11 protein-coding genes are annotated in these 22820 nt (G+C 47.4%); all 11 read right to left on the bottom strand.

What is annotated here, in order from left to right:
- Positions 1-264: 264 nt before the first annotated feature.
- Entirely contained in the window at positions 265-1947 is a 1683-nt protein-coding gene (locus DYD21_RS05435; protein WP_116033805.1) for a RagB/SusD family nutrient uptake outer membrane protein, read from the bottom strand.
- Positions 1948-1960: 13 nt separating this feature from the next.
- Positions 1961-5356 (bottom strand): TonB-dependent receptor, encoded by a 3396-nt coding sequence (locus DYD21_RS05430; RefSeq protein WP_199535467.1) that lies wholly within the window; start codon positions 5354-5356, stop codon positions 1961-1963.
- A 56-nt stretch (positions 5357-5412) separates the two neighbouring features.
- Positions 5413-6510, bottom strand: coding sequence for a FecR family protein (locus DYD21_RS05425; protein WP_116033802.1), 1098 nt, complete (start codon positions 6508-6510; stop codon positions 5413-5415).
- Positions 6511-6821: 311 nt separating this feature from the next.
- The gene (locus DYD21_RS05420; protein ID WP_116033800.1) at positions 6822-7382 is read right to left on the bottom strand and encodes an RNA polymerase sigma factor; all 561 of its coding nucleotides are present in this window, start codon (positions 7380-7382) and stop codon (positions 6822-6824) included.
- A gap of 774 nt (positions 7383-8156) precedes the next feature.
- Complete coding sequence (locus tag DYD21_RS05415) at positions 8157-8945, bottom strand: DUF1080 domain-containing protein (protein WP_116033797.1); 789 nt, start codon at positions 8943-8945, stop codon at positions 8157-8159.
- A 38-nt stretch (positions 8946-8983) separates the two neighbouring features.
- Positions 8984-12322 (bottom strand): VCBS repeat-containing protein, encoded by a 3339-nt coding sequence (locus DYD21_RS05410; protein ID WP_116033795.1) that lies wholly within the window; start codon positions 12320-12322, stop codon positions 8984-8986.
- Between the two features lie 153 nt (positions 12323-12475).
- Complete coding sequence (locus DYD21_RS05405; protein ID WP_116033793.1) at positions 12476-13531, bottom strand: sugar phosphate isomerase/epimerase; 1056 nt, start codon at positions 13529-13531, stop codon at positions 12476-12478.
- A complete protein-coding gene (locus DYD21_RS05400) occupies positions 13528-14685 on the bottom strand; it encodes a Gfo/Idh/MocA family protein (protein ID WP_116033790.1) in 1158 nt (385 codons plus the stop codon). The genes DYD21_RS05405 and DYD21_RS05400 overlap by 4 nt, the downstream gene beginning before the upstream one ends.
- 126 nt (positions 14686-14811) lie before the next feature.
- Positions 14812-18423, bottom strand: coding sequence for a VCBS repeat-containing protein (locus tag DYD21_RS05395; RefSeq protein WP_116033788.1), 3612 nt, complete (start codon positions 18421-18423; stop codon positions 14812-14814).
- Complete coding sequence (locus tag DYD21_RS05390; protein ID WP_147303502.1) at positions 18424-18963, bottom strand: hypothetical protein; 540 nt, start codon at positions 18961-18963, stop codon at positions 18424-18426.
- Positions 18964-19146: 183 nt separating this feature from the next.
- A complete protein-coding gene (locus DYD21_RS05385; RefSeq protein ID WP_116033783.1) occupies positions 19147-22689 on the bottom strand; it encodes a VCBS repeat-containing protein in 3543 nt (1180 codons plus the stop codon).
- Between the last annotated feature and the right edge of the window lie 131 nt (positions 22690-22820).

Raw genomic sequence — 22820 nt, 5'->3', positions numbered from 1 at the left:
TGGTTTAGTTTAAATGCATTTAATTTTGATAGCAGATTTGTATATAACGAATTAACAAGAATCAAACTAAACCATAGAGTATAAAAGTTTTGTGATATTTTTAACCTTAAAAGTAATAATAACAAAATGTAGTTAAACATATAAATAACTGATCAGTCGTAACATTGTCTTCGGAATTTTTACTATCCGAAATCAACAAACGACCTGACCAGTTATTATTAATATTATTAGTTTTAAATATTTATGAATATGAACTACTCAAAATCACCATCCCGGGTTTTGTTCTATTCCAGGATTTCGACGGATCTCATCAGATGCAATCGGTAACAAATTCATCTTATCTTCCCAGGGAATTTTCTCCAATAATTGCACCGGACTATATGAAAGTTCACCGGTTGACATATTTCTAAATATATCCATACCTCTTATCGGACGGTTTTCAACCTCATCGGCAATAAGCCATCGTCTGATATCAAAGAATCTGTGATTTTCGAAAGCCAATTCAACTCTCCGCTCATTATAAATTCTTTGTCTCAACTCCTCACCAGTAACAGTTGCCGGAATATCAGGCATATTCACACCTTCTCTGCTTCTGACCTCATTAAGATATTGCCTGGCAAGATCTTCATTCCCCAGCTCAAATTGAGCTTCAGCATAATTCAGGTAAATCTCAGCCAAACGAAAATGGGGCCATTTCATCGTATAGGAAGTTTCCCAATTTATCGGTCCCTCTGTAGGCATGAATTTTTTCAAAACGTAATGACTCCGTGGATTGTCGCCACTTTCTCTGTAGGAATCAAATCCCCATGATTCGCCATCCTCAGCTACCCACATCTCAAATGTAGTTTCCCGAAATTCACCCCCATTGTATATGATAGATGCATTCAGTCTCGGATCCCGATCCTGGTATGGATTTTGAGGATCATATCCAGAAGTGGTGTTCACGGTTCCATCTTCTAAAAATGGACGTTCACCATTTATCATTTCATAGTCATCCACCAGGTTTTGGGAAGGCCCGTTACTTCCCCACCATCCACCGTAAGCTTCAAATCTTCGGTTTAAATTATGCATTGGTGTTTCATGATAGTTTGAGGTAGTAAAACCTCTGGAAAATATCACCTCATTTTGGCTATCCCCATGTGAGAGCGTAAAAAGTTCCTGATAGTCTGGATAGAGTGAATAACCGGATTCAAGAAGTGCTTCAGCTGCATCGGCAGCCCGCGCCCATTTTTCCTGGTCATTCGATGGATTGTGCAGTGGCGAGGCCGCGTACAACAGAACTCTGGAGAGCAGTGCCTGGCTTGCATCAACCGTTGCCCTGCCATATTCAGAACTCGTAGATGGATAGCTCTGAGACAAATTTGCCATTGCCAGTGCGAGTTCATCTTCAATAAATTGAACTCCTTCTTCAAATGAATCTCTTACAAACTCAACTTCATCCCCGAGTTGATAAGTTTGAGTAACAATGGGAACACCACCAAAACGTTTAATCAATTCGAAATATGTGAAAGCTCTGAGAAAATGTGCTTCAGCTACCATCCGGTCTTGATTTTCCAAACCGAGATCCTCTTCTGCTTTCTCCAGGAATACATTAATTTTTCGGATATATTCATATCCCCGATCCCAGTAGTACATGTATCCGCCCCAGAAATCACCTTCTCCTACCTGTGAAATATTATCCGGATCAAATGTATTCCTGGCAAAAATATCGGCTCCGCAACAAGGAGCTGAGTTATAGGCCTCATCGGTATATTTTGAGTACATGTGAAGGTAAAATCCGTGTGGGATTGCGTTATATAGCTCATTATGGTATGCCGTTATTAGATTGGGATCTTCCCAAACAGCATCCTCTGATACACGATCCTGTGGGGATATATCCAAAACGTCCATTTCACAGGATATCAAAAACAGTGCAAATAAAACGGGTATTATTGTTAATTTATTCATGTTTCTTACCTATTTAAAATGTTACGTTTATGCCGAAGTTTACCATGCGCATCGGGGGATAGTTATTAAACCCGAACTGTCCTCCCATCTCCGGATCTTTATATTTGATCTCTTTGGCCCAGGTTAACAGGTTTGATCCATTAACGTATAAACGAACGTCACTGAGGGCCCCGGTGCGTGCTAATAACCTGGCCGGTAGATGGTATCCCAGTTCTGCGTTTTTCAGCCTCACAAACGTTGCGTCGAACAAGAAGAAATCCGTAGCACCTGGCTGCCAGTGGTCTGCCCTGGGCATTGTAGCCCCCTCACGGTTGTCTACAGTCCATCGGTTATCAGCCCGGTAATGAGGGGTGTTTGCAAAATCACTCCCTCCAAGCTGCGCAACTTCACCATCGTAGTGCAGAGCATTTGTCTGACCCTGAATAAACAAGGTTAAATCAAAATCCCTATACCGGAAATTGGAATTCAGCCCAAATACAATTTCCGGAATTTCAGAGTATTGAGCTCTATAACGATCATCAGCATCGATAACACCATCACCATTGATATCAACGATTCGGATGTCTCCAACCTGGGCTCCACTGCCGTGCGGATGACTATCCAGTTCTTCCTGTGTTCTGAAGATACCGTCTGTCCGATAGAATAAACCTGCGCCTAACGGACTTCCAGTTTGAGTTTGGTAGTCTTCAGCTTGTGGAGGTTCATCCATAAACACAATCTCACTACGGGCAAATGATGTGTTTGCTGAGATGCGATATGCTAAATCGCCCACATTATTCTGGTGGGATATTAAAAGTTCAAAACCACGATTATCCACCTCACCGATATTCTGATCTGGCAGTGACGGAAATCCAAACACACGACTCACGGATAGATTTGGCTGAGTTAATATATTTGACCTGTTCTCTGTGAAAACAGTGAAATCTGCACCGAGTAACCCATCCCATAGCTCAAGGTCTAATCCAAGATCAAACTTTCTGCTTACCTCCCAGGTAATATCCGGGTTCGGCATCGTATTTGAGTAGATTCCGGGGGCATCTCTGCTGCCAAATACATAATTGTTGCCAAAAGAGAAGGCCTGTAAATGCTGATAAGCACCCACACGATCATTACCTATTTCACCATAGGACGCCCTTAGTTTCAATTCAGTCACAAAAGGAAAATTATCCCTCATAAAATCCTCTTCCGACATTCGCCATCCTGCAGAAACTGCGGGAAAGAACCCATACCGGTTACCTTCAGGAAAAATCTGTGATCCGTCATACCGGAACACAAATTCAAACAGGTATCTCATATCAAAATCATAGTTGATTCGCCCAAAGAAGTTATTATAGGCACTTTCCGAAGCGCTTCCGGAATTGTTAATATCTTCGGGGTCAGTTCCACCTACATTAATCTGAGGTATTGCCGGGCTCACAAAACCTTTTCGATAGGCACTTGCATAGCTAAACTCTTGCCTTTGCTGCTCAAAGCCTGCCATTGCTGATACGTTATTCCGATACCCGAGAACCGTTTGGTAATTAATTCTGAAATTAAAAAGCGATTCCCTCCATCTGCGGTATGTATCGGTTAACTGAATTTCTTCACCATATTGTCGGCGTTCAAATTCTTCCGTGTTTACATTGTATTCATGATAGAAATAAGGCCTGTCGAAGTTTTTCTGGAACTGATTGTTCAGATCGTAATTATAGGAGGCATTCAATTCAAGTCCATTTACGAAAGGCACCTGGTAGTTGGCCGTAACGGTAGTTTGAATTGGATAATCTCTCATATTATCAAAACCACGCTGATCCAGCAGCAGAGGGTTTTCCCGCAATCGGCCGGGTGCAATTAACCCATTCGGGTAAACCGCTGCGAGCGTTGGATTTGCCTGTAAAATATTAACAAAATCGACATCCGTTGCTGTTGACGAATACGTTCGCTCATTAATGATCGCATTAACATTCGCTCCTACTGTCAAATCCTGGGTCAAATCCACATCAAATCTTCCCCTGGCATTGTATTGCCTGTAATGAGTAGGATTATTCCGAAAACCTCCATCCTGATCTCTCATCCCAAAGGATAAAAAGTATCTTGTATTTTCAGTTCCTCCACTTGCCTGCAGATTAATTTTATGCTGGTACGAATATGGAAGCATTACCTCATCCACCCAGTCCGTATTTGGATATAAAACGGGATCAGAGCCATCACGATATCGTTGTATGGCATTGTCCGAATAGAACGGTGTAAAATTCTCCCTATCCGGCCGGCCGGCCCTGTACCATTCAGCCTCATTAAATGCTTCGGCAAATGTAGCTGCATCCAGCATATCCGGCAGCTGTGTAGGACGCTGCAGTGCAGTACTGTATGACAAATCAAAAACCGGGCTGCCTTCCTGACCATGTTTTGTTGTAACCAGTACAACACCATTTGCTGCTCGCGCGCCATAAATAGCTGCAGACGCATCCTTCAGCACAGTAACACTTTCTATATCGTTCTGATTGAGCCTGTTCATGTTGCCGCGAGGCACACCATCAATAACAATCAAAGGAGAATTATCTCCAAATGTTGATGAACCGCGAACTAAAATATTAACATCTTCTGAACCGGGCATTCCCGTACGCTGATTAACAACTAAACCCGGAAGCCGGCCGGCAAGATTACCGGCAACATTCGGGGCCGGGCTTGCTGTCATATCTTCACCGGCTACCCTGCTGATTGATCCCGTTAATGTTTCCACCTGTTGAGTTCCATACCCCACAACAACCACATCCTCACCAACAAATGCCTGCGGTGATAGTTCTACTGTAAGTTCTGTTCTGCCATCGAGTGGCACTTCTTTTCTTTCATACCCCACGAAAGAAAAAATCAGGGTTTCTTCCAGTGAAGGTACCGTTAGCTCAAAAATACCCTCAATATTTGTTGATGTACCCAAAGTGGTACCTTCCACCACTACATTTACACCTGGCAGGCTTTCCCCGGAGGTTTGATCCGTAACCGTCCCCCGTATTTCATGGTCCAGATCCGGCAAAGATTCTTCAAAAGCGGGCTCATCCGCTTTTGGATAGATCCCATACGTTTTCGGGTTCAGGTTTTTAAATTCAAGTTCTAAGCTGCCTAAAATGTTCTCTAAATTGTGTTCTAAATTTGTAGATAAACGGAAATCTTTACTGATTTTATAATTTTCAACCGTTTCCGTTCGATACAGAAATACAACATCAAATTGCTCCTCCACCACTTCCAATGCCGATTCCAAATCCATCCCCTGGTCTAAAACAATGTCGAGTAATTGGTTCTTATCAGCTGTTGAGCCGGAAGATTGAATTAGTGAACCTAATTGCTGTGCTTCCAATTGCCCGAAATTCATAGCAAGACAAATTGAAAATACACCAATAAGAATCCTCGTTAGTTTTATCGTAACATTTTTCATAGTTGATTTTATTTTTGATTGAACTTGCCCCATTCGGCTTAAAAGCCGACGATATTTTAATCATCCACACCATTTGGATTTCCAATAAAGACTTTATCACTTTCCGGATCTCGAAACGCAGGTACACCGATTACATCAGTAACTGATCTCACAAGACCATTCAGTGAATTGAAGTAGATAGCCCCATCCAGAGTAATCTCTTGCAGGTCGTTCTGTGCAATAATTACTTTTACATTAAACCGTTGTTCTACATACTCTGCCAGCTCATAAATACTCGTTTTGTTAAACTCGAGATAACCGGTTGCCCAAGAGGTATAAAATGTGGGATTCACACTCTCCCGGTTGATTACTTTATTTTTTCTGAATTGAACCATTTCACCCTTTTCAACAAAGATGATTTCTGACGTAATGGCTTGATCTGCTGAGTGTTGACCGTCCAGGTTGTATTCAATTTCTACAAGACCATCTTGCAAAATTACTTTAGTATCATCTTTGGAGGTAGATACCAAAAACTCCGTCCCGATATCACGGATGATACCTTCCGAAGTTGATATTGAAAAAAACGGTTCTGCACTACTATTCGAGTGATCCGTTTCGAACCATGCCTCTCCCTGCAGTGAGACTTCAATGGTTTCATCCTGCAGCAATCCTGCTTTGTATGCCACTGATGAGTTGCTGTTCAGAATAATTCGTGAACCATTTGAAAATCTAAGTGTTTTTACTTCCCCTTCATCGGTAGTAATGATTTTCTCTTCGTTCTGCTGCTCCAGGTTAGTAATACCTTCTTCATTTTGACTGAACTGAAAAACTCCTATGCCAACCATACTTAAAATCAGAAGCACGGATGCGGCTAAATAAAATATCCTTCTGTGAAAGTTTCTATCACGTCGTTTTTCAAAACTATATCTTTGTCTTGATACAGTTTTTGAAGATATTTTTTTCCACGCTTTATCAATTTTCGATTCAACATCAACTCTGAATTCAAAACCGGCCAACTGTTTTGAAGCTTCCTTAAAAAGAATTTTTTGCTCAAAACCCCTTTCAACCCAACTGTCCCATTTTTCAATATCTTCGGCTGTACCTCTGCCTTTCGCATATCGTCGAAACGAGGAATCCTCCAATAATTCTTCTACCGTATATTCTCTGTCTGTCACAGTGTTAAATTGAAAGCTTATCGATGACCTGTTCGATATAGGAGAGTTGATGAAACCGCTTCCGTACTCAAATTGACTTGAACTTTTTTAAAAAGCCAGATCTGAAACTCCGATTTAATGAAGTTCTATAAGATATGGCGCCTCTTAATTACCTGTTATTATTACACCTACAGATATATTCATATTTAACTGACAAATGATTTTCAATCTACATCAGATCAAACTTCATCACATTATAGAAGTGTATAGGATTATAAAACCGCTGACTATAGTGGTCGGATATCGGTGAGCAGATAATCATCCACCAAAAATCAAACAACAAGGCGAAGAGTATTTTTGTTGAGTGCAGATCTAAGTGTACTTATTGCCCGGTACATATGGTTTCGAACAGACTGCCTGTTTATAGAAAGGATTTCCTCAATTTCACCATAGCTCATCCCGTTGTAATAATGTAAGAACAGTACCTCTTTCTGTTGATTGGAAAGTAAATTCAACGCCTTATGAAGCTCCTCTTTCTGTTCATCCCTTATCTCTTTGTTTATCATAATTTCTTCAACACCAAACTCAATGAAGAAATCCCCATCTTTTATTTTCTTTTTATTACGATACTTATTTCTTCTTTTGATAATTTTTCTCCTGAGTGATACGAACAAATATACATTTGGTGAATTGATATGCATTAAATCCTCTCTTTTTTCCCAGATATAAATAAAAACATCCTGGATACTATCCTCAACAATGGTCGAATCATTGCATAACTTCATTCCATAGCCAAAAAGCCCACTATAGTAAGATTCAAATATTTTTTTGTAGACGCTATAATCGCCTTCCACATATCTTAACCATAATTTTTTATGAGATTCTGAATGCATATCAAACAAAATTAATACTTTTAATATTGATACAATTATGTTTTTTTATAAATTATTTCAATATAAATGATATGTTTTATTATTTATATAATATTACACATATGAATCAACAACACTATTCACTCCTGCTCCATAGTACAGTTTACTTCAGATTAGAAATCCAATACGTGTTGTGATAAACCCAATTTTTTTAATTGTTCATCTGAATGGCTGAGAGAAAATTTCGATTGAATTTCCCTCACATTTTAGCTCCTCTCTTTAATTAACAAATTATAACTAAAGAATAAAGAGTGTATTAAATACACTTTCGGGACAAATTCACAAGTCTATATTTTTCATATTCTTACTGATCATAAGTTTTACAATTTCAGTAATCAACCTCTCTATGTTAACCTTAACAAAACAACATTGTTTATTAATATAAATTACGTTTTTATATAACATATAAACATTATTATGATATCAATATTTATCTTTAGTGCATTATATTTTCACATTTTTATTATTGAAACTATAAATTAAATATATGAATACAACGAGAGTCTGAAATCACTCTATACAGGTTTTGATCATTTGGATGATTTCATAAGAACACTTCGGCCGAAGTTATTCATGTTCAATTGGTGAGTGAACAGGATAGGTAAGGAGAGATTTTGAAACGACTACTATCCTGAATGTAACGTAAGAAATCCTGATGAAAAAAAATGTGAGCAGAAACAAACCGGCCTTCTTACAGTCTGTTTCCTGCTCTGAATTTGATTGATATTGAATCAATCAAAACCCTTCATGCCCCCACACCGGGCTTTCATCCAGTTCCCTCACCCAGATATTTCGAAAACTGACCAGGTCACCGTGATCCTGAAGCATGATTCCGTCATTGCCGTGTACTGAATAATCTGCCGGCCCGATGTATTCAGTATCTCCTTTCACTTCCGTCCGGTTATGAATCATCACACCATTCCAGAATACAGTCAAATATGCGGGTGATACCAGTTCGTCATTGTCATCAAATTCAGGAGCTTCATAAATAATGTTGTAGGTTTGCCACTCACCCGGCGGACGAGCTGCATTGACAAGCGGGGCGTATTGTTTATAAATACTTCCGGCCATTCCATTTACGTAGGTTTCATTTTCATAAGAATCCAGAACCTGCACTTCGTATCTCCTCTGCAGAAAAACACCGCTGTTCCCTCTGCCCTGTCCGTCACCATCAATTTCTGTTGGCGTTTTCCATTCCAGGTAGAGCTGAATCGAACCGAAACCATCCCGTGTTACAATATTGCCTGATCCCGGCATCACGGTCATCTCTCCCTCATCAAGCATCCAGTCCACTTCGTCTCCATTGGCGGACTGCCATGCGGAAAAATCGCTTCCATCAAACAGTATAATTGCATCTGAAGGTGGATCCATAAACCCGCCTTCGGCCTCAACAACGGGGGGAACCGGCTCGTAAAATTCAGTGTCTTCAGGCTCCCACTCCCGTTCGTTGTCCATGTCTTGTGCGCAGGCAGGCATATGTACCATAGCCCATAAAATGATCAATATTCCGGTAAATTTTTTCATTGTGTTCTTAGTTTAGTTCCTGTTTTTACGTTCAGATATCACTCGGTAAATCTGAAGAGCTCCGGCGCGGAATTATTCTTCCCTACCAAATAATACATTTCTCCGCCAATATCCACTGTATTTATAGATCTGGCTACGCCTTCCGTGAAGAATCCGCTCTCCTGAAGATTCAACGTTTTGAACCCGATTTCCGGATCATAAATCAAATGAAGGCCATACCCGGCATCCTGCCGACCACCCATACTCGGTTTCACATGATAATGATTTCCGGCTGCCAGGAGATGTTTTCTATTTTCAGAATCTTCATGTATCTCAACTGCATTTATAGGAAACGATTGAGCCATCACAGGCAGAGGCTGGACATCAAAACTGCCATCACCGGTATTCCAAAAAATCATGGAACGAAGCTCACGGATTTCAAGGGTCTGAGCATCATCGATCGCCTCCCGGCCGAATAGCTCCTGCACCGATTTCGATGCAAAATCCACATAACTGGTAATTTGTTGCGTGAGCTGCGGAAACTCCTGTAACAGTTCATCCAGCTGTTCAAACGGCACATCTTTTCCGTCAACTCTTCTCGAAATTAATCCCGATGTATATCCGCTTTCATCAAAATCATTCACAAAAAGCTTAAGCGGATGATCTTCGTCCGCCTGCAGCCGTGAGTTGGTCCCAAAATTTCCGGCAATGATATCCAAATCACCGTTTCCGTTCAGATCATCAACAGTAATCGACTGCCACAATCCGCTGAGCTCGTTAAAACCGAGATCTTCTGTTATGTTCACTAAATTCCCTCCCCTGTTTTCAAAAACGGTTACCGGCATCCACTCACCCGCCAGGATAAGATCATCATAACCGTTTCCGGTAATATCCGCCCAGGCTGCATCTGTAATCATTCCGATGTCTCTGAGTCCGGGGGCCGCTTCATCGGTCACATCCTGAAATCGCCCTGTCCCGTCATTCTGCAGTAAAACATTCTCCGGTGACACACCATAATACCACGGCCTCGACCGGGCTCCCACAAACAGATCGAGACTTCCATCTCCATTAAAATCTGAACTTACAGCCACACTGCCGTTATTTCTCAGGTCGGGTAACCGCCCTTCTGACCGCTCAAAACTTCCGTCTCCGTCATTTATGTAGAGCCGGTCCATAAATAGCTCATTCGTTTCAAAAAGCTGACCTCCTCCGCTCACTACATAGAGATCGAGAGATCCATTGCCGGTTGCATCGAAAAAATGGGCGCTCACATCCTCATATCTCGCATCTGCTGTGAACAAGGTTTCATTCGATGACGTAAAATCACCGGCCTCATTTTGAAGGTAGAGCACCGAGCGATTTCGATGCGCATTTCCCATAAAAATGTCATCGCGGCCATTTCCGGTCACATCACCTATCCCCACTGCCGGACCCATTCTGCTCATTTTATAGGGAATCAGAGGTTCCTGGGAAAAATCGTTGTGTGTATTTTCCTGATGTTCAAAATCGATAGAGAAATCGTGGGTGACATTTTCAACCAAAGCATTCTCATAACTTCTGTGAAGCCTGGTGTAGTCGAAACTCCCGCCGGCATCCTGATGATCGAGACTTAGCTTTTGGTTTGATGAGATATCATAAATGGTCTGGTATGTGTCATCCGGCCAGACGACCAAGAGTGAATCGATTTCAGCATGAGACCCAAGCCCAAAATGGAGGACATGATCCACCGAAGATTGAAATCCACGGGTGGGATACTGCTCCTGGTAGAAAATTTCATCATTTTTGTACAGTATAACTTTCGTCCCGATTCCAGTGCTGTTCATCCGGCTGCCGGAAAAGGAGACTTTCAGATAATTGTGAAGAGAGTCAACCTCAGCATTATTTCGATATACAAAAGTTTGCATATTAACATTACTTACAACAAGATCGAGCATTCCATTGCCGTTCAGATCCGCATGTACAGCACCGCTGGAGTATGATGGCTGATCTATCCCCCACTCTTCCGTGGTATTTTCAAACTGAAGTTCTCCATGATTTTTGTAGATGTAATTCGGAATATAGATCGGCGGCATGAACTGAATCGATTCAAACTCTTCGTCCGATACGGTTCCTTCCGTACTCCGTTCCCGAAAATCCCCGACACGCCGGATATAATCCAGGTCATTCGGTCTGCGCACCATACCGTTACTTATAAAAAGGTCTTTATAACCGCTGTTATCAAAATCAGCAAAAAGGGATGCCCAGCTCCAGTCTGTCTTTGCCATTCCGAGGGTGAAGGCAAGTTCGCTGAAAACCGGACGACCATCGGGCGCCATTCCCCGGTGAATCTGAACGGTGTTTCGGGCATTTTTATCACCAAATCCAAAATTAGCCTTGGTTTCGGCTACAACAGTCAGATCCGGTCCGCCTGATCTCATAAATGAGTTGTGATCTTCCGGCATCATATCCAGGGATACGATGTCGGGATAACCGTCATTTGTGATGTCGGCAATATCATTTCCCATGGATGATCCGCTTGTATGGCCGATCGATTCATAAAGTGATTCGGTAAATGTGCCGTCCCCGTTATTGATGTAGAGATAATCATTTTCATGAAAATCGTTGCCGATGTAAATATCGGGCCAGCCGTTTTTGTTGATGTCGCTGATCGCCAGGCCCAGGCCGTATCCCAGAGCACTGCTTATGATTCCCGCTTCTTCCGTTACATCGGTAAAATGATCTCCTTCATTTCGAAAAAGCCGGTCACCAGCTTTTGGATCGTGAATATCGCGGAGTACATCAACCGGACCATACGTTCTTTCGCTGTGAAACGAATGGTTCAGGATAAAAAGATCGAGCCGGCCATTTTTGTTATAGTCAAAAAAAGCAGCCTGCGTGGAATATCCTTCAAAATCGATGCCATAGTCAGCTGCCCGTTCGGTGAATGTGCCATCGCCGTTATTCACAAAAAATTGATTTGGCCCTGATTTCGTAAGATAGTTGACCCGGCTGATGTAGATATCCAGGTAACCGTTTCCGGTCACATCAGCCATGGTCACGCCGGTTGACCACGAACCGGGATCGCCGCCAACCCCGGTCGTTTCGGTGACATCTTCAAACTGAAAATCTCCCCGGTTGAAATATAGTTTATTCGGTTCTTCGTTTCCCACGAAAAAGAGATCCGGCAGGCCATTGTTATTCAGGTCACCGGCTGCAACTCCGGCACCATCATAAAAATACATGTAGTTTACGATGTTAAACTCAGGCGTACTCGTAACCTGGTTTTCAAAATCGATATTTGTTTTGGAGGTGGACAGAAGTGAAAAATGTGTATCCGCTTCACTGCTGCAGCCGGCAAAAAATAAAATCAGAAATAAGGAAAGAGAGAGTAATAATAATTCTGAATATCGTATTGCCATATCTGGATAGTTACAACTAAATCAAACCGGAATCAAAATGAAATTATTGGTAAACGACCTGGTACCAAAGACTAAAAGTTGTATATAAAAAAGAGAGCCGCACGCAGATCGTACAGCTCTCTTTTGATCTGAAGTTGAAATTTGAACCCGGGTTTATTTCACACCGAGTATTTTTTTGTTCAGTTCGGTGTCGCTTCCGGCTCCTGCGAAATCGTCGAACGCTTTTTCCGTCACCCGGATGATGTGATCCTGAATGATTTGTGCGCCTTCGATCGCGCCCTGCTCGGGATGTTTGATGCAGCACTCCCATTCCAGAACTGCCCAGCAATCGATATCATACTGAGAAAGTTTAGTGAAGATGCCGTTGAAATCGATCTGTCCGTCACCAATGGAACGGAATCTGCCGGGCCGGTCGATCCAGCTTTCGTAGCCGCCATAAACCCCGGCTCTTCCGGTTGGATTGAACTCGGCATCCTTCACATGAAACGATTTGATGTAATCCTTGTAGATATCGATAAATGCGAGGTAGTCAAGCTGCTGAAGGATAAAGTGACTCGGATCATAAAGGATACGTGCCCGTGGGTGATCACCGGTCGCTTCCAGGAAACGTTCGTACGTCACGCCGTCATGCAGATCTTCTCCGGGATGAAGTTCGTAGCATACATCCACGCCGTGTTCATCAAACTCGTTGAGGATCGGTTTCCACAGTTTTGCGAGTTCAGCAAATCCGTCTTCAACCAGTCCGGCGGGACGCTGCGGCCAGGGATATACCGTGTGCCACATTAACGCTCCGGAAAATGATGCGTGAGCATTTAAGCCAAGATTTGCACTTGCCTTAGCGGACATTTTAAGCTGATTCTCCGCCCATTTCTGGCGCTCTTTCGGCTTGCCGTGAACTTCTTCTGGCGCAAATCCATCAAACATCACATCATATGCGGGATTTACGGCAACCAGTTGTCCCTGAAGATGGGTTGAAAGTTCGGTGATCTCTACTCCGGTCTCTTCAATTTTTCCTTTGTACTCATCAGCGTACGTTTTGCTTTCGGCGACCTTTTCGAGGTCAATCAGCCGCGATTCCCATGTTGGAATCTGAACGCCTTTATATCCGAGAGAAGCTGCCCATTCACAGATTGAAATTATATCGTTGTAAGGGGCTTCATCGTCAACAAACTGAGCTAAAAATATTGCGGGTCCTTTTATAGTTTTCATTTTTTAAACGGTGTCCATTTAGTTTCTGATTTATTTGATTCGAGCATCGTATCAACAAAAGCCATTCCGCGGATTCCATCATCGGCTCCCGGAAAATCGTAATCTTCGATAGAACTGAAATTTCCGTTTTTGAAATCGGAGACGGCGTTGTGAAATTCAAGATAGATATTGGCAAACGCTTCGAGATATCCTTCGGGATGACCGGCAGGAGTTCGCGTGAATTTTGCGATACTATCCGCAAGGTATCCTGTTCCGGCCCGAAGAGTTTGGTACGGGCCATCCAGAGTTTTGTAATGCAGGGAGTTGGGATCGGAATGAATCCATTTCACACCGCCCTTTTCGCCATAAACTCTAAGCTTAAGATCGTTCTCTTCACCCGCAGCGATCTGTGTTGCCATCAATACGCCGGAAGCATCATTTTCGAACTTCAGCAGCGCGGCTGAGTCATCATCCAGCCGACGGTTTTCGACGTAAATGTTTACATCAGCTGATATCTGGGTGATATTCAGTCCGCTTACATATTCAGCAAGATTTGCGGCATGTGTTCCGATATCGCCAATTGCGCCACCTGCTCCCGATTTTTCGGGATCTGTCCGCCAGGATGCCTGTTTATTTCCCTCATCTTCCAGCGGGGTTGACAACCATCCCTGTGGATATTCCACGTAAATTTTTCTGATTTTACCCAGCTGTCCGGTAGCAACCATATGACGGGCCTGCTTTACCATCGGGTAACCGGTGTACGTATGCGTAAGAGCCAGGATGTTTCCTGTAGAATCCACGATTTTTTTCAATTGTTTCGCTTCTTCCAGCGAGAACGTAATGGGTTTATCAATAATAACGTGGAACCCATTTTCCAGGGCGAGTTTTGCCGGCTCAAAATGCACATGATTTGGCGTAACAATAGAAACCGCTTCCATTCGCTCGTTCTCAGGAAGCTGGCTCTCTTTTTCGATCATCTCTTTGTACGAGCCATACACTCTGGATGAATCGAGTGACAGCGCTTCGCCTGTTTTCTTCGATTTTTCAGGACTGCTGCTAAACGCACCGCAAACAAGCTCAAACTTTCCATCCATTGCTGCGGCTTTTCGGTGCACCTCTCCAATAAAAGCGTCGAGGCTTCCGCCTACCATTCCTAATTTTGTTTTTTTACTCATGTAAACAATATGATTTTGCTGGTTTTATGTAGGTTTACTCTGACTCATACAGATAATGAAGATTCGGTAATTATGCAAACAAATGGGTGATCCCTTTACCTATTTTTAACCTTAATAAGGTGCGATTTACGGTTCTTCAGATTGATTCATTTTAAAGAGAACCGGAGTGTCGTTATTGCGTACGGTGATCAGCCACTTCTGTCCTTCGGCGCCCTCCACTGCCGCGATCCGGCGCACCGCCCCGCGCACCCGAAACCCGCTCTGCTCCGGATGATAAGCGGTCAGCTCCCCCGTTTCTCCTGCAGTCAGCACCACGCCGAAGCTTCCGTCATACGGTCCTGCGATCGGCTTCACCTCGTGCAGGTTGCCCCCCAGCACAATCTCCGGGCGGCCGTCCCCGCTCAGGTCGCCGCTCCAGATCCCGTACACCGGCGACAGCTGCGCCCGCAGCGGCAGTCGCTCCACACGCACCTGCCCGCCTCCTTCATTCCACACCACCACGCTGGCCAGCTCCGCAGCCTGCAGCTCCACCGATGGCGACAGCCCGCCCGCCTCGATCACATCCTGCACCGTCTGCCCTCCGTAGCTCGCATAGTCCGGGTAGGCCTCCCGCAGCGTGGGAATCTCATCAATCAGATCGTGGCGCAGCGCCACCGGGTAGTCGCGCCCCTCCCGCGGCATGCTCAGCAGCTGCTCCACCATCCCGTTGCCCTGCAGGTCGCCCGCCCACATCCGCACCGGGGATTCTTCACTTGCGCGAAACTGCGAGTTCAGCCCGTGGCCGCCCAGCACCAGGTCCGGCAGGCCGTTCCCGCTCAGGTCAGCTGCATGCACCGCGTTCCACCAGCCGGTTACTTCCTCCAGGCCCAGGTCTGCGCTGATGTTCTCCAGGCGGCCTCCGCGGTTGGCAAACACCTTCGGGGACATCCACTCGCCGGTTATCACCAGGTCATCGCGCCCGTCGCCCGTCCAGTCGGTCCACACCGCGGAGGTGATCATCCCCAGTTCGCCCAGCTCCGGCGCCCACTGCCCGGTCACGTCCCGGAACTGCCCCTGACCGTCGCCCTCCAGCAGGTAGCCGCCCGCCGGCAGGCCCACCGAAAACAGCCGCAGCCGCTCGCCCACGAACAGGTCCGCGTGCCCGTTGCCCGTCAGGTCACCCACCGCAACCGTCGAGCTGCTTACATACCGGCTCCGGGTCGGCAGGACCTGGCCTGATCGCTCAAACCCGCCGCTGCCGTCCCCGTAATACAGGCGGTCCATCAGCGCCGAGGAGCTGCTCGAAAAGGAGTTGCCCCCGCTGGCTACGTACAGGTCAAGGTGTCCGTTGCCCGTGGCGTCAAAAAGCGCGCAGTCGGTATCCTCTGAGGCGGCGTCGCCGGTGAGCGACGCCGGGGTCTGCTCGCGGAAGCCGCCGCCATCCTGCAGGTAGAGCGCCCCGGACTGCCCCCGCGCCCCGCCGATGTAGACATCGGACTGCCCGTTGCCCGTCACGTCCCCGGTGCACAGGGCCGGGCCTTCCGACGAGCGCATGTGCACCAGCAGCCGCTCGCGGGTGAAGTCGCTGTAGGGGTAGCGCTCGTGGGCCCGGTCGCTCAGCGGAGGGAGTTCCGCAGGCTGGAGCAACGGACGACCTGGCAGAGCACGCTCTTTTGCGTTCCTGCCAGAGTCGGATGAATGAGCCTCCGGCCCCGAACGCTGACCTGAAAGCGCCCCCGCGTTTTCCGGGGTCCTGTCAGCGTCTGTGTCATGAATTTCCGCCCCAATATCCGGACTCTTACAGGTTTCGCATTCGCTCAACTCTTTCAGGTCCTCTGCCCCCGAACGCTGCCAGGACCTCCGCTCCGCTTCGGACACTTGCAGGTTCTGGAAATCGCCCGGAAGTACGGCCAGGCCCGGTGGCGGGGCCGGACGATCTTCAGCCTCCGCCTGGCGCAGGGTAATCCGGGCCGGCAGCTCCAGGTCTGCCGCCCGGCTGGTCTGCCCGTCCGGCCAGCGCAGCACCAGCGAATCCACGCGGGTAGTCTCCCCAAGACCCACAAAAAGCCCCGGCTCCACGCTCGACTGGAAGCCCCGCTGGAGCATCTGCTCGCGGTACCACTGCCGCCCGCCGGCCCACACCTGCAGCTGCGCGCCGATCGCCTGCGTGTTGGGCGCTTTACCTTCCAGATCCACACGCAGCCAGCGGTACTCCGGGCGGAGCTCTGCGGTGCGGTTGCGGTAGATCCGGGCCGGGCCGTTCACATCGCTGACCACCAGGTCCAGAGCCCCGTCCCCGTTCAGATCGGCCCACGCCGCACCGCTCGAAAATCCCGGCTCGCCCAGGCCCCACGCCTCACTGCGGTCCCGAAACCCCATCTCCCCCTCTCCCGAAAACAGTACATTCCCCACAGGTTCCGAAGGGATGATATTGATTAGCTCTTCAAAGTCGGCACCTTCGCCAGTAACAATCGACCGAACCATATCAGGTGATCGTATATCCCCAAGATAATCGAGATTGGTGATATCCTGTAATAAACCGTTTGTAACGTAAATATCGTTGTGGCCGCTGTGGTCGAAATCGGCGATCAGAACCGCCCAGCTCCAGTCCGTAGCCTCTGTTTCTGTGAGCCGGCTGACCTCAGAAAACGTTCCGTCTCCGTTGTTCATCTGAAAAGCATTTCGTGTAAACTGGTGACCGTAATCGTACTCCACCTTCTCCGTATATCGGTCCCAGTCCTCAAATGTAGTCATTGTTTTCAGACGGCGGTTTGATTGGGGAAGCATATCCGATACGTAAATATCGGGCCATCCGTTGTTGTTGAGATCCCCAATATCAGAACCCATTGAAGCCGCACTGATGCTTCGCATCTGTTCATCCAGAACTTCACGGAAGGTACCGTCTCCGTTATTCAGATAGAGATAATCACGTTCAAAAAAATCATTTGCCACGTAAATATCCGGCAGGCCGTTGCGGTTGATGTCGGCGATGGATGCACTTAATGAAAACCCAATTTCGCTCCCATATATGCCCGCTTCTTCAGAGACATCAACAAACGTACCGTTATCATTTCTGAATAATTTATCTCCGCCATGCTCATCCCGAACATCGCGCAGATTTTCACTGATATCAAAACTGCTGATCGCGCGGTTTGAGTTATTCAGCAGATACATATCGAGATCCCCATCACCATCGTAATCGAAAAAGATCGCATGAATCGCAAAGCCCGGATCGTCCAGTCCGTACTCTGCTGCACTTTCAGTAAAGGTCAAATCCCCGTTATTTATGAAAAGCTCGTTTCTTCTCTCATCTTCATCAAAAAGCCCGGAGTTTGTCACGTATATATCGAGCAATCCGTTACCGTTGATATCGACCAGGCTTACACCGGTTGACCATCCCATCGATCCGGCCACACCGGCATATTCGGTTACATCTTCAAACGTAAAATCGCCCTTATTCAGGTAAAGACGATTCGGCTCCATATTACCGATAAAGAAAAGATCAGGAAGTCCGTTTCCGCTTATATCACCCGCAGCCACTCCGCCGCCGTTATAGAAATTCCTATATCTGTAGATATTAAAATCGGGATCAAATGAGAGCTTGTTTTCGAAATCAATTCCGGTTTGATCTTGCGAAAGTTTCTCAAAAAGCACTTCATCATGCGTTTCGGAAGTGCAGGATGCAGAGAAAATCAATATAGAAATAATGAAGGCAACATATGATATACGATTGTCTCCCAACAGTTTCATAATTTCCATTTATTCTTTTTGGACTGACAGATCCGTAAATTCAACCCGGGTAATCATATCATCTTTAGGATAGATTACTATTTTTCGGTTCCCGTCAACCTTCATCCATACCTGGCGGTTTAGCACCGGATGATCGACCTGCCTGAACCCGGTTCCGTAAATATTTTCATAGTATTCAAGGAGGTCATTGATCATGTGTTCTGAGTAGAGTTCACGATTCCAGATTGCCCAGGAATTGTAGGATATCTCAATCGGCATCTTATAAATCTTACCATTTTCGAAATGCGGATAGAATACCATCCGTGCATCATATGAAAGGTCTGTGAGCCGGTACTCAATTTGTGTGCCGCCGGTAATTAAACCTTCCTGGTTCAACTGCCAGCTATGATCGAGGAATTGCTGCTGTTCCATTCCAAGTTCATAACCGAGAAAAAGTGAGTCGTGACGAACATCGGAGCGTTGGCCGTCCTGAATAAGACGTTCGTAATCGCTTCTCTGATCACACGCAATTAAGCTGAAGATAATTGTGATGAAAACGAGGTACTTCATAAGATTTGTCTGTTTCGATTTCGATGATATTAAATTGATGATAAGAGTGTGCTTAAGAAATTGAAATGTATAATTTTCTGTATTCATGTTCAGTTTTCAACTGAATAAAACAATTCAAAAACATTAATTTCACTCGGTAAAAGGTAATTAGTAAGATTATGAATCGATTCATAGTCTATACGCTTAATTATTTTTCTGATTCATTTTAAAGAGAACCGGAGTGTCGTTGTTGCGGACGGCGATCAGCCACTTCTGTCCTTCGGCGCCTTCCACTGCCGCGATCCGGCGCACCGCCCCGCGCACCCGAAACCCGCTCTGCTCCGGATGATAAGCGGTCAGCTCCCCCGATTCTCCTGCAGACAGCACCACGCCGAAGCTTCCGTCATACGGACCTGCTATCGGCTTCACCTCGTGCAGGTTGCCCCCCAGCACAACCTCCGGGCGGCCGTCCCCACTCAGGTCGCCGCTCCAGATCCCGTACACCGGCGACAGCTGCGCCCGCAGCGGCATACGCTCCACACGCACCTGCCCGCCTCCTTCGTTCCACACCACCACGCTGGCCAGCTCCGCAGCCTGCAGCTCCACCGACGGCGACAGCCCACCCGCCTCGATTACATCCTGAACCGTCTGCCCCCCGTAGCTCGCATAGTCCGGGTAGGCCTCCCGAAGCGTGGGAATCTCATCAATCAAATCGTGGCGCAGCGCCACCGGGTAGTCGCGCCCCTCCCGCGGCATGCTCAGCAGCTGCTCCACCATTCCGTTGCCCTGCAGGTCGCCCGCCCACATCCGCACCGGGGATTCTTCACTTGCGCGAAACTGCGAGTTCAGCCCGTGGCCACCCAGCACCAGGTCCGGCAGGCCGTTCCCGCTCAGGTCAGCTGCGTGCACCGCGTTCCACCAACCGGTTACTTCTTCCAGGCCCAGGTCTGCGCTGATGTTCTCCAGGCGGTCCCCGCGGTTGGCAAACACCTTCGGGGACATCCACTCGCCGGTCACCACCAGGTCATCGCGCCCGTCGCCTGTCCAGTCGGTCCACACCGCGGAGGTGATCATCCCCAGCTCGCCCAGCTCCGGCGCCCACTGCCCGGTCACGTCCCGGAACTGCCCCTGACCGTCACCCTCCAGCAGGTAGCCGCCCGCCGGCAGGCCCACCGAAAACAGCCGAAGCCGCTCGCCCACGAACAGGTCCGCGTGCCCGTTGCCCGTGAGGTCGCCCACCGCCACCGTCGAGCTGCTCACATACCGGCTCCGGGTCGGCAGGACCTGGCCTGATCGCTCAAACCCGCCGCTGCCGTCCCCGTAATACAGGCGGTCCATCAGCGCCGAGGAGCTGCTCGAAAAGGAGTTGCCCCCGCTGGCTACGTACAGGTCAAGGTGTCCGTTGCCCGTGGCGTCAAAAAGCGCGCAGTCGGTATCCTCTGAGGCGGCGTCGCCGGTGAGCGACGCCGGGGTCTGCTCGCGGAAGCCGCCGCCATCCTGCAGGTAGAGCGCCCCGGACTGCCCCCGCGCCCCGCCGATGTAGACATCGGACAGCCCGTTGCCCGTCACGTCCCCGGTGCACAGGGCCGGGCCTTCCGACGAGCGCATGTGCACCAGCAGCCGCTCGCGGGTGAAGTCGCTGTACGGGTAGCGCTCGTGGGCCCGGTCGCTCAGCGGAGGGAGTTCCACCGGCTGAAGCCACGAACGACCTGGCAGAGCACGCTCTTTTGCGTTCCTGCCAGAGTCGGATGAATGAGCGTCTGTGTCATGAATTTCCGCCCCGATATCCGGACTCTTACAGGGTTCGCATTCGCTCAACTCTGTCAGGTCCTCTGCCCCTGAACGCTGCCGGGACCTCCGCTCCGCTTCGGACTCTTGCAGGTTCTGGAAATCGCCCGGAAGTACGGCCAGTCCCGGGGGCGGGGCCGGACGTTCTTCACCCTCCGCCTGGCGCAGGGTGATCCGGGCCGGCAGCTCCAGGTCTGCCGCCCGGCTGGTTTGCCCGTCCGGCCAGCGCAGCACCAGCGAATCCACGCGGGAGATCTCCCCAAGGCCCACAAAAAGCCCCGGCTCCACGCTCGACTGGAAGCCCCGCTGGAGCATCTGCTCGCGGTACCACTGCCGCCCGCCGGCCCACACCTGCAGCTGCGCGCCGATCGCCTGCGTGTTGGGCGCGGTTCCCTCAAGGTCCACACGCAGCCAGCGGTGGTCCGGGCGAAGCTCTGCGGTGCGGTTGCGATAGATCCGGGCCGGGCCGTTCACATCGCTGACCACCAGGTCCAGAGCCCCGTCCCCGTTCAGGTCGGACCACGCCGCACCGCTCGAAAATCCCGGCTCACCCAGGCCCCACGCCTCGCTGCTGTCCCGAAACCCCATCTCCCCCTCTCCCGAAAACAGTACATTCCCCACAGGCTCCGAAGGGATGATATCCATGAGTGACATAATCACACGATCAGGCGTTGTTTCTATGATTTCAGTAATTCTGGAGGGATTTGAGGTATACTCAAGATAATCCTGATCAAGCAAATCTTTGTAAATTCCGTTTGTAACATAAATATCGTTGTGGCCGCTGTGATCGAAATCGGCGATCAGAACTGCCCAGCTCCAGTCCGTAGCCTCTGTTTCTGTGAGCCGGCTGACCTCAGAAAACGTTCCGTCTCCGTTGTTCATCTGAAAAGTATTTCGTGTAAATTGATGGTGAAATCCTTTTTCAAAGCTTTCCCGGTACTCATCTTCCGTTTCATAATTCATTTTCGATTTTCTGCGCTCTTCTGAATACGGTAGCATATCTGCGACATAGATATCCGGCCATCCGTTATTATTTAGATCAGCAGCATCAGAGCCCATCGAACTTGAGCTTATACTCCGCATTTTATCCTCAAGAACTTCACGAAACGTTCCATCTCCATTGTTCAGGTAGAGATAATCGCGTTCAAAAAAATCATTTGCCACGTAAATATCCGGCAGACCGTTGCGGTTGAAATCAGCAATGGATGCGCTTAAATCAAACCCGATTCTACTCCCGTAAATACCTGCTTTCTCGGTAACATCTGTAAATCGTCCGCCCTCGTTTTTGAAAAGTTTGCTGCCGCCATGAGGATCGTAGATCTTTCTCGATTCACCCGTCACTCCATCGTAGTTCCCAACCGGATCAAAAGAATTATTTAACAGGTACATATCCAGCAGACCATCTCCATCATAATCAAAAAATACAGCATGTGTCGAAAGTCCAATTTCAGCCAGGCCATACTCTTCCGCTTTTTCGGTAAAGGTCAGATCTCCGTTGTTAATAAAGAGTTCATTATAACGTCTCTCCCCTTCCGGCGGACCTGATTTTGTGATATAAATGTCAAGCAGGCCATTCCCGTTAATGTCAACCATACTCACGCCGGTGGTCCAGATTCCATCAGAAAGCAGGCCGGCCTGTTCGGTAATATCCTCAAATTCGAAATTACCTTTGTTCAGATAGAGCCGGTTGGAAACCATATTTCCGCCAAAAAAAATATCGGGAAGACCATTTCCGCTGACATCGCCTATAGCGACTCCCCCGCCATTATAAAAATTGCGAAACACATACATGTTAAACTCTTCTGTGGGGTAGAGCCGGTTTTCAAACTCAATACCGGTAACGGAGGATGGCAAGCGTTCAAAAAGACTGGGATCTGTCTCTGCATCTTCGGAAGAAGAACAGTGCACTAAAAACAGAATCATCACAAAACTGAAAAAGATAGACTGCGACTTATTCATATTGCCTGTACAACGAACATTGATATCTGTGCGGTATTACAAATCAGCCCGGCGGAACAGGCATTTTTGATGGTATCAATTTTGTGAGATAAAAAAAAGACACCCCGGTAAAGAACCGGAGTGTCTTCAAT

It is taken from the genome of Rhodohalobacter sp. SW132 (genome assembly GCF_003390325.1).
Lineage (GTDB): Bacteria > Bacteroidota > Rhodothermia > Balneolales > Balneolaceae > SW132.
Note: the sequence above shows the minus strand (reverse complement) of the source record. Positions and strands in the feature narration are given on the sequence as shown.

Coding starts and splice junctions, on each gene's coding strand:
- DYD21_RS05385 (WP_116033783.1), bottom strand. CDS start 22,689: ATGAATAAGTCGCAGTCTATCTTTTTCAGTTTTGTGATGATTCTGTTT.
- DYD21_RS05420 (WP_116033800.1), bottom strand. CDS start 7,382: ATGCATTCAGAATCTCATAAAAAATTATGGTTAAGATATGTGGAAGGC.
- DYD21_RS05395 (WP_116033788.1), bottom strand. CDS start 18,423: ATGGAAATTATGAAACTGTTGGGAGACAATCGTATATCATATGTTGCC.
- DYD21_RS05400 (WP_116033790.1), bottom strand. CDS start 14,685: ATGAGTAAAAAAACAAAATTAGGAATGGTAGGCGGAAGCCTCGACGCT.
- DYD21_RS05435 (WP_116033805.1), bottom strand. CDS start 1,947: ATGAATAAATTAACAATAATACCCGTTTTATTTGCACTGTTTTTGATA.
- DYD21_RS05430 (WP_199535467.1), bottom strand. CDS start 5,356: ATGAAAAATGTTACGATAAAACTAACGAGGATTCTTATTGGTGTATTT.
- DYD21_RS05390 (WP_147303502.1), bottom strand. CDS start 18,963: ATGAAGTACCTCGTTTTCATCACAATTATCTTCAGCTTAATTGCGTGT.
- DYD21_RS05410 (WP_116033795.1), bottom strand. CDS start 12,322: ATGGCAATACGATATTCAGAATTATTATTACTCTCTCTTTCCTTATTT.
- DYD21_RS05405 (WP_116033793.1), bottom strand. CDS start 13,531: ATGAAAACTATAAAAGGACCCGCAATATTTTTAGCTCAGTTTGTTGAC.
- DYD21_RS05415 (WP_116033797.1), bottom strand. CDS start 8,945: ATGAAAAAATTTACCGGAATATTGATCATTTTATGGGCTATGGTACAT.